The 15,131-nt window shown below is 67.7% G+C and carries 12 protein-coding genes and 1 pseudogene; 6 read left to right on the top strand and 7 right to left on the bottom strand.

What is annotated here, in order from left to right; translation table 11 throughout:
• Nucleotides 1–254 precede the first annotated feature (254 nt).
• From tauA to WS92_RS06685, 4 genes are all read left to right on the top strand, one after another.
• Entirely contained in the window at nucleotides 255–1,265 is a 1,011-nt protein-coding gene (tauA, locus tag WS92_RS06670; RefSeq protein ID WP_006028947.1) for a taurine ABC transporter substrate-binding protein, read from the top strand.
• Nucleotides 1,266–1,285: 20 nt separating this feature from the next.
• The gene (locus tag WS92_RS06675; protein WP_059932251.1) at nucleotides 1,286–2,068 is read left to right on the top strand and encodes a taurine ABC transporter ATP-binding protein; all 783 of its coding nucleotides are present in this window, start codon (nucleotides 1,286–1,288) and stop codon (nucleotides 2,066–2,068) included.
• A gap of 2 nt (nucleotides 2,069–2,070) precedes the next feature.
• Nucleotides 2,071–2,925, top strand: a complete 855-nt coding sequence (locus WS92_RS06680; protein ID WP_059932249.1) for an ABC transporter permease subunit — start codon at nucleotides 2,071–2,073, stop codon at nucleotides 2,923–2,925.
• Nucleotides 2,926–3,334: 409 nt separating this feature from the next.
• A complete protein-coding gene (locus WS92_RS06685) occupies nucleotides 3,335–4,432 on the top strand; it encodes an IS5 family transposase (protein WP_082761070.1) in 1,098 nt (365 codons plus the stop codon).
• A 168-nt stretch (nucleotides 4,433–4,600) separates the two neighbouring features.
• Here WS92_RS06685 and WS92_RS06690 read toward each other — a convergent pair whose 3' ends face one another.
• From WS92_RS06690 to WS92_RS06720, 7 genes and pseudogenes are all read right to left on the bottom strand, one after another.
• The gene (locus WS92_RS06690; RefSeq protein ID WP_006028944.1) at nucleotides 4,601–5,926 is read right to left on the bottom strand and encodes an NADH:flavin oxidoreductase/NADH oxidase family protein; all 1,326 of its coding nucleotides are present in this window, start codon (nucleotides 5,924–5,926) and stop codon (nucleotides 4,601–4,603) included.
• A gap of 286 nt (nucleotides 5,927–6,212) precedes the next feature.
• Nucleotides 6,213–6,821, bottom strand: a complete 609-nt coding sequence (locus WS92_RS06695; protein WP_006028943.1) for an acyl-homoserine-lactone synthase — start codon at nucleotides 6,819–6,821, stop codon at nucleotides 6,213–6,215.
• A gap of 173 nt (nucleotides 6,822–6,994) precedes the next feature.
• Nucleotides 6,995–7,687 carry an N-acyl-homoserine lactone dependent regulator BpsR3 gene (gene bpsR3, locus WS92_RS06700; protein WP_006028942.1) on the bottom strand — a complete coding sequence of 231 codons (693 nt, stop codon included), beginning with the start codon at nucleotides 7,685–7,687 and terminating at the stop codon, nucleotides 6,995–6,997.
• Between the two features lie 623 nt (nucleotides 7,688–8,310).
• Nucleotides 8,311–9,072, bottom strand: a pseudogene (locus WS92_RS06705) (AMP-binding protein); the annotation flags it as partial.
• Nucleotides 9,073–9,224: 152 nt separating this feature from the next.
• The gene (locus WS92_RS06710) at nucleotides 9,225–10,007 is read right to left on the bottom strand and encodes a 2OG-Fe(II) oxygenase (protein WP_059930355.1); all 783 of its coding nucleotides are present in this window, start codon (nucleotides 10,005–10,007) and stop codon (nucleotides 9,225–9,227) included.
• Nucleotides 10,008–10,153: 146 nt separating this feature from the next.
• Entirely contained in the window at nucleotides 10,154–11,740 is a 1,587-nt protein-coding gene (locus WS92_RS06715) for an inorganic phosphate transporter (protein WP_059930357.1), read from the bottom strand.
• Between the two features lie 156 nt (nucleotides 11,741–11,896).
• Nucleotides 11,897–12,361 carry an Lrp/AsnC family transcriptional regulator gene (locus WS92_RS06720; protein WP_006028937.1) on the bottom strand — a complete coding sequence of 155 codons (465 nt, stop codon included), beginning with the start codon at nucleotides 12,359–12,361 and terminating at the stop codon, nucleotides 11,897–11,899.
• A 134-nt stretch (nucleotides 12,362–12,495) separates the two neighbouring features.
• Between WS92_RS06720 and WS92_RS06725 the strand changes: the two genes are divergently transcribed.
• Both WS92_RS06725 and WS92_RS06730 read left to right on the top strand, forming a co-directional pair.
• The gene (locus WS92_RS06725) at nucleotides 12,496–13,116 is read left to right on the top strand and encodes a LysE family translocator (protein ID WP_059930358.1); all 621 of its coding nucleotides are present in this window, start codon (nucleotides 12,496–12,498) and stop codon (nucleotides 13,114–13,116) included.
• Between the two features lie 380 nt (nucleotides 13,117–13,496).
• Nucleotides 13,497–15,086, top strand: a complete 1,590-nt coding sequence (locus WS92_RS06730) for a S53 family peptidase (RefSeq protein ID WP_015602619.1) — start codon at nucleotides 13,497–13,499, stop codon at nucleotides 15,084–15,086.
• Nucleotides 15,087–15,131 lie beyond the last annotated feature (45 nt).

Consider the following 15,131-nt stretch of genomic DNA (forward strand, 5'->3'; position numbering starts at 1 on the left):
CGGCTTGCGTGCGCAGCCGGCGCTCGTGCGCCGCGCGTGGCGGAAAGCCGGAGAGTCTCGCAAAGCGCATGCGTGCGGTGAACCAACGAAATCCGCATTGCTTATCGTTGCGCCGGGATTGCAGCCGGCCCGGCGCAATCGCCGAATGCGCCGTCTCATATCCTTCGCAGATTTCGTTGTTTAACAGACGGCGCGCATCCCGGTAATCTCGACGGCCATCCGAATTCAACGCATCCAGAAGAAGGGAAGGCCTCATGATTCTCAAGCGCATCCTCGTCGCCGCGACGCTCGCCGTAGCCGTTTTTTCCGCGGTTCGTTCGCAGTCCGCATGGGCGGACACGGTGAACGTCGCCTATCAGTACGGCGCCGATCCGGCGAAGCTCGCGCAGGCGGGAGCCGCGTACGAGAAGGCCACCGGCTGGAAGATCAACTGGCGCCGCTTCGATTCGGGCGCGGACGTCGTCGCGGCGCTCGCATCCGGCGATGTCCAGATCGGCGACGTCGGGCAGAGCCCGTTCACCGCCGCGGTGTCGCGCGGCGTGCCGATCCAGGCGGTCGTGCTGAACGCGCTCACCGGCGTGTCGGAAGCGCTCGTCGTGCGCGGCGGCGCGCATATCGACAAGCCGGCCGATCTCGTCGGCAAGACGATCGCGACGCCTTACGCATCGAACTGCCACTATGCGCTGCTCGCCGCGCTCAAGCACTGGGGTATCGATGCGCAGCGCGTGAAGATCGTGAACCTCGGGCCGACGGAGATCGTCGCCGCGTGGGAGCGCGGCGTGATCGACGCCGCTTACACGTGGGACCCGGCGCTCGGCCGCGCGAAGGCGAGCGGCGGCAAGGTGCTCGTCGATTCGGCCGAGGTCGGCAAGTGGGGCGCGCCGACGTTCGACCTGTGGGCGGTGCGCAGCGATTTCGCGCAGGCGCATCCGGATTTCGTGTCGAAGTTCGTGAGCGTGACGACGCAGGCGATCGCCGACTATCGCGCGAACGGCCGCGCGTGGACGAGCGCGTCGCCGCAGGTCGCCGCGATCTCGCGGCTGAGCGGCGCGACGACGGGCGACATTCCGCAACTGCTCGCGGGCAATCTCTATCCGACGGCCGCCGAGCAGGCGTCGCCCGAGCTGCTCGGCGGCGGGACGGCCGCCGCGATCGCGTCGACCGCGCGCTTCCTGAAGGAGCAGCGCAAGATCGACCGCGTGCTGCCCGATTATCGGCCGACGGTGACGGACCGGTTCGTCCGCGCGTCGGTCGCCGCGCGCTGATCCGACGCGGCGGCACCGGCATGGCGAAGCTTTCCGCGCAACAGGTATCCGTCGTCTACGCGTCGCGCCGCGGCGCGCTGGCGGCGCTCGAGAACGTATCGATGTCGGTCGGCAGCGGCGAGATCGTCGTCGCGCTCGGCGCGTCCGGCTGCGGCAAGAGCACGCTGCTGTCGCTGCTCGCCGGCTTCCAGCCGCCGACGTCGGGCCGAGTGAGCGTGGACGGCGCGCCCGTCACGGGGCCCGGCGCCGATCGCGGCGTCGTGTTCCAGGACGACGCGCTGATGCCGTGGCTCAACGTGATCGACAACGTCGCGTTCGGGCTGCGGATGCAGGGCGTCGGCCGCGACGCACGCAACGCGCGGGCGCGCGACGTGCTGCGGCTCGTGAAGCTCGCGGGCTTCGAACAGCACCGGATCGACGAGATTTCGGGCGGCATGCGTCAGCGCGTCGGGCTCGCGCGCGCGCTTGCCGCGGACCCGTCGTTCCTGCTGATGGACGAGCCGCTCGGCGCGCTCGACGCGCTGACGCGCGAGCACATGCAGACGCTGCTGCTCGACGTGTGGCGCGCGACCGGCAAGGGCGTCTTTCTGATCACGCACAGCGTCGAGGAAGCGGTGTTGCTCGCGACCGAGCTGCTGATCCTGTCGCCGCGGCCGGGCCGGATCGTCGCGCGTCATTCGCTCGATTTCGCGCGGCGCTACGCGCACGGCGAATCGATGCGCTCGATCAAGAGCGATCCGCGCTTCACCGAAATCCATCTCGCGCTCGTCGAGCAGTTGATGCGCGAAACCGAGGAGGTCTGACGTTGGCCGCGACCGAACCGAATTCCGATCTCGCCCTGCCGCTTTCGGCGACGAACGCGGCCGCCGCGGCGTTGCGCGAGCGCCGCGGGTTGCGCGTGCATGCGGGCCACGCGGCCGCGCTCGCGACGTGGGTCGCGCTCGTCGCCGGATGGTGGCTCGCGGCGCGCTTCGAATGGGTTCCGGCCGCGCTGCTGCCGGGCCCCGAGGCCGTGCTGCGCAAGCTCGTCGTGCTGAGCACCGAGGGCTTCGACGATGCGACGCTAGGCCAGCATCTGCTCGCGAGCCTGTCGCGGATCGCGACGGCGTTCGCGCTCGCGGTCGTCACCGCGATTCCGGTCGGCATCCTGATCGCGACGAACCGGATCGTGCGCGGCGTCGTCGATCCGGTCGTCGAGTTCTACCGCCCGATTCCGCCGCTCGCGTACTTGCCGCTGATGGTCGTCTGGTTCGGGATCGGCGATGCGTCGAAAGTCCTGCTGATCTATCTGACGATGTTCGCGCCGCTCGCGATCGCGACCGCCGCGGGCGCAAGCGGCGTATCGGAAAGCCGCCTGCGCGCGGCCGCTTCGCTCGGCGCGACGCGCTTCAAGCTGCTGCGCCACGTCGTGCTGCCGAGCGCGCTGCCCGACATCCTGACCGGCGTGCGCATCGCGCTGGGCGCGGGGTGGTCGACGCTCGTCGCGGCGGAGCTGATCGCGGCGACGCGCGGGCTCGGCTTCATGGTGTACTCGGCGTCGCGGTTCCTCGTGACGGACGTCGTGATCGCGGGGATCCTCGTGATCGGCGCGATTGCGCTCGCGCTGGAAATCGGCTTGCGCGCGTTGCAGCGGCGATTGACGCCGTGGCGGGCGGATTAGGGTCTGTTTACATACGGAACGTGCATGCGAATGCCCGAAATCGCCCGTAGGGCAAGAAGTGAGGAGTGCCGTTTGGCCGAGCCAAACGCCCCGAAGGAAGTCCCCTTGGGGGACAAGCGACGAGCGACGCCGCCCTACGGGCGATTTCGGGCATTCCCCTGGAATGGATTCCAAGTTCGGGGTTGCCACGAGAACGGCCGCTCGCCGCGTTGCGCTTCTTGCGAATACGTCCAGTATTCGCCGCGTCACGCGCCTCGCGAGCGGCCGTTCTCGTGGCAACGCATGCACGTTCCGTATGTAAACAGACCCTAGCAGGCTGTTGAATTTGGGCCCAGCGTAAACGGGCGTTGAGAGTCGCGCGTTATGGATATCGTGTTCATGACCTTGGGCAATGAGAGCGATGCGCGGAATGGACGAGATGCAAGAACCGCTGTTCACAACGGTCAAGCTGGAAGACTTCGTGCCGGCCGATCACCCGCTGCGGCCGGTACGGCAACTTGTCAACGAAGCGCTCAAGCAGCTCAACGGATTGTTCAGCGTGATCTACGCGGACAGCGGCCGCGCGTCGATTGCGCCGGAGAAGCTGCTGCGGGCGTTGCTGCTGCAGGTGCTGTACTCGGTGCGCAGCGAGCGCATGCTGATGGAGCAGATGCGCTACAACCTGCTGTTCCGCTGGTTCGTCGGGCTGGCGATCGAGGACGCCGTGTGGGACCACTCGACGTTTTCCAAGAACCGCGACCGGCTGCTCGAACACGAGGTCGTCGAAGCGTTCTTCACCAAGGTCATGGGCTTGGCCGAGCAGCGTGGCCTGCTCTCGCGCGAGCACTTCTCGGTCGATGGCACGCTGATCCAGGCCTGGGCCAGCCACAAGAGTTTCCGCCCCAAGGACGGCCCGGGCGACGAGCCGCCCGCGGGTGGCGCTCGCAACGCCGACACTGACTGGCGTGGCCAGCGGCGCAGCAACGAGACACACCAGTCGAGTACCGATCCGGATGCACGCCTGTTCAGGAAGAGCAAGCAAAGCGGGGCCATCCTCGCTTACCAAGGACACATTCTCATGGAGAACCGCTCGGGCCTGGTGGTGGGTGCCGTGGTGAGCCATGCCGACGGCTTTGCCGAACGCGCGAGCGCCCTGCGCTTGCTTGATTGTGTACCGGGCCGCCATGCCAAGACGCTGGGCGCCGACAAGGGTTACGACATGCGCGACTTCGTTGGCGATTGCCGGGCACGCAAGGTGACGCCGCACGTGGCACGCAACGACACCCGCCAAGGCGGCAGCGCGATCGACGGCCGCACCTCGCGGCATGCCGGCTACCGGATCAGCCAAGTCATCCGCAAACGCATCGAAGAGCACTTCGGTTGGGGCAAGACGGTGGGCCGGATTCGGCAGACGGTGTATCGCGGCATCCGGCGCGTCGATCAGCACTTCAAGCTGACGATGCTCGCCAGTAACCTGACTCGCATGGCTCGAATACTGACGGTGGCGTCGCCCCGAGTTGCGCAATAAGCCGCCTGAGCGGGGCCGACGTGCGTCGGCATGCCGGCTGGCATGTCCACCAGCCGGGAGATTTGCATGGTGCTGCTGTAATTCACCGCTTGATCGCACGTGAAATCCTTTTAACCAGCGCTCCGGTTGTCATGACGGAGGGCTTTTCAACAGCCTGCTAGGGTCTGTTCAATGCGCGTCGTGCCGCTGCCCGCCGGCGATCGACGTCGTCGATCCATGAGCGGCCGACGCTTCGGATGACGAAGCACGCAGGCGCCTCGCCTTGAAGATCGCACAGCCCTTCGACGACAGATCGAGCAGGAACGACTTCAGCGCGTTCTCGTCGGGGATCGGATTGCGCCCCTTGCCGATTCGATGGAGCTGCCGCGTGTACCACGTGATCTCGAGCGAGCCGAGGCTGTCGAGGTATTTGACGCCCGTGCTGAGCGGCTTCACGCGATGCCGCGTTTCCTCGCCGCGCAACAGCCGCGCGGGCGCGTCGGGCTCGATCGCGAGGATGCGCCCGAGGCCGATCAGGTCGAGCGCGCCGTCGCGCAGCGGCGCCTGCATGCCGGCGAGGCTGCGGAAGCCGCCCGTGACCATCAGCGGCACCGTCACTTCGGCGCGCACCTTCTCGGCGAACGCGAGGAAATACGCTTCGCGCGCGATCGTCGACGCCTTGCGGTCGCCAAGCTGCATCACGGGCGCTTCGTAGGTGCCGCCGGAGATTTCGACCAGATCGATGCCCGCATCGACGAGCGCGCGGATCACGTCGCGCGATTCTTCCTCGGTGAAGCCGCCGCGCTGGAAATCGGCCGAATTGAGCTTGATGCCGATCGGAAAGTCCGGGCCGACCCGGCGTCGCACTTGCGCATACACCGCGAGCACGAAGCGCCGGCGATTCTCGGCGCTGCCGCCCCATTCGTCGGTGCGCTGGTTGTGCTGCGGCGACAGGAACTGATTGATCAGATAGCCATGCGCGCCGTGCAACTGGACACCGGTGAAGCCCGCCTGCTGCGCGATGGCGGCCGTCGTCCCATAGCGCCGGATCAGATCGTCGATCTCGGCGCTCGTCAGCGCGCGCGGCACCGCGAAATACGGCGACAGCTTCGGCCCGAAGCCGATCGCCGACGGCGCGACGGTCTCCGCGTTGAGTCCGCGTATTGCCTGCTTGCCCGGGTGATTGATCTGCATCCAGACCTCGCTGCCGTGCGATTTCGCGGCCGCGGCCCATTCGCGCAGGCGCGGCAGGTCGCGGTCGTCCTCGATCACGGCGTTGCCGGGCTCGCCGCGCGCCTGGCTGTCGATCATCACGTTGCCGGTGACGAGCAGGCCCGCGCCCGAATTCGACCAGCGCCGGTACAGCGCGATCAACTGCGGCGTCACGCGGCCGTCGTGACCGCATAGCGCTTCACTCAGCGCCGATTTCACGATGCGATTTTTCAGCACGACGCCGTTCGGCAGCGTGAGCGGCTGCGCGAGCAACGCGCCCGCGGCGGGATTCGGATCGGACATGGCGTGACGCTCCGGTTGGGTCGACGGTCAGGAATCCATCGATGAATGTTACATCAACTGATGTAGTGGTTGGGATCGTAGGTTCAAAATCGGAACCGAGTCAAGACGGGGTGACGCGGATGCCGATTCGGGTTCCGGAGCGGTCGAGCCGGGCGGCGCGCTGACGATGCGGTTAGAGGAGATCGCCCAATTCGGCGGCGCGCAGCGAAATCGCCAAAAAACAATCGGCAAGAAATCGGCAAAAACGACAAGACGCGCGTCTCGCCCGAGGCGCCCGCGCCGACGCTCAATGCATCGACAGACACGATGCGCACTGCTTGCGGCCCAGCGGCGCGAACGCGAGGCACGGCAGGTCGACTGAGCACGCGGACAGGCTGCCGTCCGCGGACGCCATCGCGTTGCCGAGGCGATGCAGCGCGATGCCCGAGCGGCGGTACAGGCGCTCGATCGACAGCGTCATCACGCCGACCACGCGCGTCGCGCCGAGCGACGCGGCCACCGTGAGCACCGACGGAAAGAAGTCCATCCCGAGCGGCTCGCGCCCGGTCGCGCGGCGGCGCCGGCGCGACGCGGCGAAGCGCGACATTTCCCAGACGGCCGGCGATTGCGGCGCGGGCGACGAGCCGAGCAGATGCGGAAACACGTCGCGCAGCAGATACGGGCCCGTCGTCGGCAGCAGGCGCGCATAGCCGCAGACTTCGCGCGCGTCGTCGAGCGCGACGACGTGAACCGTCGACGGACCGTCGAACTCGTCCCATTCCGCATGATCGTCATGCGCGCGACCCGCGATCGTCCAGCCGAGCCGGCGGACGAACACGTCGTAGCGATACGCGCCGAGATCGGTCTGGACGTGCGGCGGCAGTTCGTTCAATCGGCCCGCGATGATGTATGACATGGCGCTTGGTTCTCCGATGGATCGATCGTTGGCGTGAGGACAGCGCGCGTCCGATCGCGTATGAGCGGTGAGGGGCGAGAGGCTCGCGCGCGACGCAGCCTCGCCGCGGCAGGGCGACGATGGCGGCGGCGGATGAGACGGGCGGCGCTAACGAATCCGGATGGACCGCGCGCTCATGGAAAGATGAGCCCCTGTCGCGTGGCCTTCACAGCGGCGAACGTGCGGCTGCGCGTGTTGAGCTTCTCCATCGCGTTCTCGATGTGGAAGTCGACCGTGTATTTGGAGATGTCGAGCATGTTCGCGATGACCCACGACGACTTGCCGCGCGCGACCCACGTGAGGCACATCTGTTCGCGGTCCGTCAGATGGACGGACGGCGGAATCGGGCTGCACGTGCGCATGCTCTGGAACTGCAGATTGAACTGCATGCCGAGCAGATACGCGTTGCGCCATTTCGCGTCGGCGTCGTGCGTCGGCGCGGTGCCGGACAGGCTGACCAGCAGCACGCGTCCGAGCGGCTGATGCAGCGGAATGCTGATGCCGTTGTCGAGTCCCGCGTCCTCCGCTTCCATCAGCAGATGCCGTTCGCGCAGATTCGACGTCGCGATGTCGTTCCACGAGAACGGCGTGCTGTACTGGAATGCCGCGCGATGGACGGGATCGATGGCGAAGTAGTCGCTGCGGGTGTAATGCTCGACCCACTCCGACGGATAGTGCAGCGAGACGACGTCGATCGATGCCGGATGCGACGCGCCCGACAGTTCGACGATCGCATGGTGCTGATAGCCGATCTGCAGCGCCGCCTGCCTGAAAGTCTCGATCAGCGTGCGGACGTCGCGCGACTCCGGCAAGGTGGCGGAGAGCATCGGTGTCGAAGCGCTTTCCCCGGACGACGACCCCGCACCGTCGTCTCCACCTGTTCGATATTCGCGTTGAAGCAGCCTGCTCAATTTGCATGCCCCCGTTATTGAAAATCAAGACTTTCGAAAGTGCCGTGTACCGGGTTGGGGACGCGTCGCCAATGAAAATCGGATAACGCAATGACGTTGAAATTGTCTGCAAATAATATCAAATGCAATAACGATTGCAAGAGCGGCGTTCGGATAATCGGCGGTTCATTTTGGGAGAGCGTCCGATATTTTTATCTCGATGCGCCGGGTATTTTTCGCTGCCTGAAACGATCCGGATGACGAGGTGGTGGGGTGCGAGCAGATTGACGCAGCGATCGGCATTTTAAACCGATGCTGCGATGCAATAGGCAAGTTCATTTCATTTTCGCGTCGGCAAGTTTTTATGCGGGGAGCGAGTAAGCATGGAATCGTCGCGGGAAATCGCTGCCAGCGGGGAGTGGCGGTGAGTGATTATTCGGGCGGATTCGGGCTTATTAGATGTGCGGTAAATTCTTGTTTTCGTCGGAAAATGGCGAGCGAATATATTCGTGGCGGAGCGCGAGCGGGCGCCGCATTTCGCGCGGCGATCCGGCCGGCCTTCAGAGCGTTTCGACGAGATTCGCCGCGTCCGCGCGCAGCGCGACGCGATCGAATTTTCCGTTCGGATTGCGCGGCAGCGACGCGCGGGTTGCGATCGTATGCGGCACCATGTACGGCGGAAGCTGCTGCGCGCACCATGCGCGCAGCGCGTCGTGCGCGAACGAATCGGCGGACAGCGGCACGACGACGAGCGTGATCGATTCGCCGAGTTCGTCGTGGGGCACGCCGAGCGCGACCGCTTCGGCCACGAGCCCGCTCGCGTGCGCGACATCCTCGATCTCCTCGGGGCTGATCCGGTAGCCGGAGCGCTTGATCTGCGCATCGTTGCGCGCGACGAAATAGAGGAATCCGTCGTCGTCGCGGCGCACGAGATCGCCGGACCAGACGGCCGTCTCACGCGGCGCGCCGCCCGGCTTCACCTCGGGCGAGGGCCGATAGCGAAGCGCGGTGCGCGCCGCATCGTTCCAGTAGCCGAGCGTCACGCAAGCGCCGACGTGAACCAGTTCGCCGACCTCGTTCGGCGCGCATGGCGCGCCGTCCTCGCGCACGACGAGAATCCGCGCGTTCGGCATCGCCTTGCCGATCGAGTCGGGGCGACGGTCGACTTCGGCGGGGTCGAGATAGGTCGAGCGGAACGCTTCCGTCAGCCCGTACATCAGATACGGCGATGCGTGCGGGAACAGGTCGCGCAGCGCGCGCAGCACCGGTTGCGGCATGTGGCCGCCGGTGTTCGCGAAATAGCGCAGCCGTGTGCGCGCATCGCGACAGATGGATGCATGCGCAACCATTGGGATTCGTTCGGCCCGGCGTGCGTGGTCGAGCGCGCGGAACGCGGCGCATGCGCATCGATTTGCGCGCGTCGGCCGTCGTGATGCTCGTTCAGTCCGTGCCCGCGGCGGCGTGAGCGTCGGCGTCACAGCGCATCATGAAAGATGATCCCGAGCGTGTATCGTTGCCCGGAGCGCAAGCGGCTCACGCCATGCCGAAGATTCACCCGATATGTGCCGCGCGCGCCTTGCACCGGACGATGATGAACGGCGAAGACGACCGCGTCGCCTTGTTCGAGCGGCACGACGTCGACGCGCGATTGCATGCGCGGCCGTTGCTCGGTGATCACGAATTCGCCGCCCGTGAAATCGGCGCCCGGCTTCGACAGCAGGATCGCCGCCTGCAGCGGGAATACATGTTCGCCGTACAGATCCTGATGCAGGCAGTTGTAGTCGTCTTCGCGATAGCGCAGCAACAGCGGCGTCGGACGCCGTTGCCCGGCCGCGTGACAACGTTCGATGAATCGTTCGTGCTCGGCGGGGAAGCGCGCGTCGATGCGCATCCGCGCATGCCAGCGATTCGCGATCGGCGCGAGGTGCGGATAGAGCGACGTGCGCAGCGCGTGGATCGCGCGCGGCAGCGGGTGGCCGAAATACTGGTATTCGCCGCGGCCGAACCCGTGGCGCGCCATCGTCACGCGGCTGCGGAACAGCGCGTCGCGCGCGTAGAGCGCGGCGAGCGCTTCGCACGTGCGCGGCGCGAGCAGCCCGCGGACGATCGCGTGACCGTCGCGGTCGAGATCCCGTTCGATCGACGCCCACGGCAGCGCGTCGATCCGTTGCGCGAGCGCCGTTTCGCGCGACGCGCCGCTCGCCGTTTCGTCGCGCGCGCGGGCGGCCGCCACAGGTGGTTCGGACATCGTATTCATCGGCGCTTCCTCGCTGCATCGTGGGGGGATCGATGCGGCCAGTCTAGCGAGGCGGGCGATTCCACGCACACCGGATCTTGCGCTGCAATTCGCGCCGCGCGTTGCACGCCGCCGCCGCACGCCGCGCCGTCATTCCGCCGCGCGCGTCAGAGCAACGCGTGGAAGGTCCAATAGAGCGCGCCCGCGAGCACGATCGACGCGGGCAGCGTCAGCACCCACGCGAGCACGAGGCTGCGCACCGTGCTCCATTGCAGCCCCGAACCGTTCGCGGCCATCGTGCCCGCGACGCCGGACGACAGCACGTGCGTCGTCGACACCGGCAGCCCGTATGCATCGGCCGCGCCGATCGTCAGCATCGCGACGACTTCCGCCGATGCGCCTTGCCCGTACGTCAGATGCTGCTTGCCGATCTTCTCGCCGACGGTCACGACGATGCGCCGCCAGCCGACCATCGTGCCGAGGCCGAGCGCGATCGCGACCGCGACCTTGACCCAGGTCGGAATGAACTTCGTCGCGTGATCGAGGTGCTTGCGATAGTCGTCGAGCGCGCGGCGGTCCGCCTGCGAGAACGCCGGCTGGCCGGTCTTCTCCATCAGGCGCAGCGCTTCGGACACCAGATACATCGTATTGCGAACGTTGTCCGCCTGGCCATCGGGCACTTTCGCGATCGAGCCCGTCGCGCCGACTTCGGCCGCGAGCGCGTCGGACAACTGACGAACCGCGGGCAGCGTCGCGCCGCCCAGGCGGCGCGACTGCACGTACGTCTGCACTGCGGCGCGCGGGTTCGGCGACGGCGGCGCGTCGCCCGCATAGTGCGCGAGCGCCTCGGACGCGCGATGCGCGACGGCGATGAACGTCTGCGTCTCGCCGGGCGTGACCGCCTTGTTGAGCGCGTACGCGGTCGGCACGGTGCCGATCAGGATCAGCATGATGAGCCCCATGCCTTTCTGCCCGTCGTTCGAGCCGTGCGCGAACGACACGCCGGTGCAGGTCAGGATCAGCAGGCCGCGGACCCAGAACGGCGGCGGCTCGTTCGTCTGCGGCTCGAGATACAGCGCGGGCACGCGCACGAGCGCCTTCAGCGCGACGAGCAGCAGGCCCGCGCACAGGAACCCGGCGATCGGCGAGAACAGCAGCGACTTGCCGACGCCCGCCGCCTGCGCCCAGTCGACGCCGCTTGTGCCGGACGGCCCGTGCATCAGTTGATTCGCGAGCCCGACGCCGATGATCGAGCCGATCAGCGTGTGCGAGCTCGACGAAGGCAGGCCGAAATACCAGGTCGCGAGATTCCATGCGATCGCCGCGATCAGCAGCGCGAACACCATCGCGAAGCCCGCGCCGTGGCCGACCTGCAGGATCAGCTCGACGGGCAGCAGTTGCAGGATGCCGAACGCGATCGCACCCGTGGACGCCATCACGCCGAGAAAATTCCAGATGCCCGACCAGATGACCGCGACGTTCGGCGTCAGCGAATGCGTGTAGATGACGGTCGCGACGGCGTTCGCGGTGTCGTGGAAGCCGTTGACGAACTCGAAGCCGAGCGCGATCGCGAGCGCGACGCCGAGCAGCAGATACGGAAACGCCGATCGTCCGCCGACGGGGGCGAGATCCGCGAACAGGTGGACGAACACATACGCGACGCCGGCTGCGAGGAGGGCGACGAGGAGCGCGACGCCCAGATGCCGGGTGCGCCCGAGCTCTTCGCTCGCCGCAGCGGACAGAGGGTGGTTCATGACGGCCCTTGTTTGGAACGAACCTTTCGATCCTAGCCGTCGCGATCAGGCAGTTTGATGACAGCGCGCAAAGGAGGCGCGATTCGGGGGCGCGATTCGGAGGCGCGATTCGGGCGTGCGGTTCGTCGGCGGCGCGGCACTGGCAGCCGCGCGCCGTCACGGAATCGGCAGCTCGGCTTCGCGCTTCACCTCGCGCAGCGACAGCGCCGACTCGATCGACGTGACGCCCGGTAGCACGCGCAGCGTCTCGCGCAGGAACGTGCCGTAGTCGTCGAGATCGTGCGCGACGACTTGCAGCAGATAGTCGGCGGACCCCGACACGTTGTGGCACGACAGGATGCGCGGAATGCCGAGCACCTCGCGCTCGAAGCGGTTCGCGACGCTGCGGTCGTGAACCGAGCAGCGCAGCAGCACGAACGCGACGACGCCGAAGCCGAGCGCGTTGCGCGAGAGCTGCGCGCGATAGCGCTCGATGTAGCCGTCGCTTTCGAGGCGCTTGAGCCGGCGCGCGCACGGCGTTTCGCTCAGGCCCACCGAATCGGCGAGGCGGGCGACCGGGATGCGGCCGTCGAGCTGCACTGCGGCGAGAATGGCGCGGTCGGTTTTGTCGAGATCGATCATGGTGTGGGAATGCTCTAAAAAATCGGTTTCCAGTAGTGTATTCCAATAAATTTGGTGCATCTGACGGCCAAATTAGCCAAAAAATCCTTGCCGGGAAGGTGCAATATGGAGCCCTTTTCCACCCGGGTTCGATCATGCTTTCCGCTCATCTGCTGCTCGTCTACGTCGCTGCCGTCGTCGCTGTCTACGCCGTGCCCGGCCCCGACATGGCGTTCGTGCTGCAGACGGGCATCGGCCGCGGCGCGCGGCACGGCGCGGCCGCCGCCGCCGGGCTCGGGCTCGCGCGCGCCGCGCACGTGACGCTGTCCGCGTGCGGCATCGCCGCGCTCCTGAAGAGCGCGCCGTGGCTCTACGAGACCGTGCGCTACGGCGGCGCGCTGTACCTCGCCTACGTCGCGGTGCAGATCTTCCGCTCGCCGGCGTTTGCGTTGCCCGACGACGGCGCGCCCGCTGCCCGGCTGCGTCATACCTTCGCCAAGGGCCTCCTCACCAATCTGCTCAACCCGAAGGCGCTGCTGTTCTGCTCGGTGCTGCTGCCGCAGTTCGTCCAGCAGGGCGGCGCGCCGGTGATCGCGCAGATGGCGGCGCTCGGCGCGGTGCTCGTGCTCGCGGGCTTATGCTTCGATCTCGCGTGCGTCGCCGGCGCGGCGCGCATCGCCGGATGGTTGCGCGCGCATCCGCTTGCGCAGATCGCGCAGCGCTGGACGTTTTCCGCCGTGCTGTTCGGCTTCGAGCTGCGACTGTCGATCGACTGACTCGATCGGCTGACGCGACGCGCGCGAGTGCCGGCATCGGCATCGATGCACGACGCGATCGACGCACGCGAGGCAACTAACCGCGAATTTCCCGGAATCGCCTGAAATCGCCCGAATCGGCGCGCCGCGCGCGCCGCCCGTGCGCAAGCGCGTCTCGCGCGGCGCGTCGAACGTCGCGAACGGCCGAGCGAACGGCCGTCGCGAGCGCTCGAGATGCGTGCGCAGGATCGCCGCGCGTGCTTTACACTTGCTTTGCCGTACTGTCGCACGGTCCCCGTGGCGGCGTGTGTGCGCCGTCCGACATACCGCCCGGAACTGCGATCGGGCGACCGTGTCCGAATCCTGGCAACCCGTTATCACGGCTTCTGGAGGATCCGAATATGGCAAGGCATCTTCACGCCGGCAACGAATCGCAGATCGTCGCCGAATCCACGTGCATCGGCCCGTGCGATCCGGCCGAGACGATTCATGTGGCGGTGATGTTGCGGCGGCAGGAAGAGCAGCACCTCGATTCGCTGTTGCAAGGCCTCGCGAGCGGCGATCCGAACGCGAAGCCGGTCTCGCGCGAAGCGTTCGCCCAGCGTTTCTGCGCCCATCCCGACGACGTCGGGAAAGTCGAGGCGTTCGCGCAGCGGCACGGCCTCGCGGTCGCGCGCGTCGATCCGGTCGAGAGCCTCGTCGTGCTGACGGGCACGATCGCACAGTTCGAGGCGGCGTTCGGCGTGAAGCTCGAGCGCTTCGAGCACCGGACGATCGGCCAGTATCGCGGCCGCACGGGCGACATCACGCTGCCGGACGAGTTGCACGACGTCGTCACCGCGGTGCTCGGGCTCGACAATCGCCCGCAGGCCCGGCCGCACTTCCGGCTGCGGCCGACCTTCCAGCCCGCGCGTGGCACGGCCGTCACCTTCACGCCGCCGCAGATCGCGGCGCTCTACGATTTCCCGCCCGGCGACGGCGCGGGCCAGTGCATCGCGATCGTCGAGCTCGGCGGCGGCTATCGGCCGGCCGAGGTCCAGCAGTATTTCAGCGGCCTCGGGCTCGCGCGGCAGCCGAAGCTCGTCGACGTGAACGTCGGCGCCGGCCGCAATGCGCCGACGGGCGATCCGAGCGGGCCGGACGGCGAAGTCGCGCTCGATATCGAGGTCGCGGGCGCGATCGCGCCCGGCGCGACGCTCGCCATCTACTTCGCGCAGAACAGCGACGCCGGCTTCATCCAGGCGGTCAACCAGGCCGTGCACGACACGACGAACCGGCCGTCCGTCGTGTCGATCAGTTGGGGCGCGGCGGAGGCTAGCTGGACGTCGCAATCGATCCAGGCGTTCGGCCGCGTGCTGCAGTCGGCCGCGGCGCTCGGCGTGACGGTGTGCGCGGCGTCCGGCGACGACGGCTCGAACGACGGCTTGCAGGACGGCGCGAATCACGTCGATTTCCCGGCGTCGAGCCCGTACGTGCTCGCGTGCGGCGGCACGCGGCTCGACGCGCTGCCGGGGCAGGGCATTCGCAGCGAGGTCGTGTGGAACGACGAAGCGGCGGGCGGCGGCGCGACGGGCGGCGGCGTCAGCACCGTGTTCGACGCGCCGCAGTGGCAGAGCGGCCTGAGCGCGACGCTCGCGCAGGGCGGCAGTGCGTCGCCGCTCGCGAAGCGCGGCGTGCCGGACGTCGCGGGTGACGCGTCGCCCGCGACGGGCTACGAGGTGCTCGTCGCGGGCACGTCGACGGTGATGGGCGGCACGAGCGCCGTCGCGCCGCTGTGGGCCGCGCTCGTCGCGCGGATCAACGCGGCGGCGGGCAGCCCCGCGGGCTGGATCAACCCGAAGCTGTACCGGAACGCGGGCGCGCTGCACGACGTCTCGGTGGGCGACAACGGCGCGTATGCGGCGACGCCGGGCTGGGACGCGTGCACGGGGCTCGGCAGCCCGGACGGCGCGAAGGTCGCGGCGGCGCTGAAGAGCGGCGCGGCGGGTTGACGGGCGGCGGGCGAGACGGTGCGCGGCGTCGCGCATGCCGGCGCG

The organism is Burkholderia sp. MSMB1588 (assembly GCF_001546925.1).
In the GTDB taxonomy this organism is placed as follows: Bacteria; Pseudomonadota; Gammaproteobacteria; order Burkholderiales; family Burkholderiaceae; genus Burkholderia; species Burkholderia humptydooensis.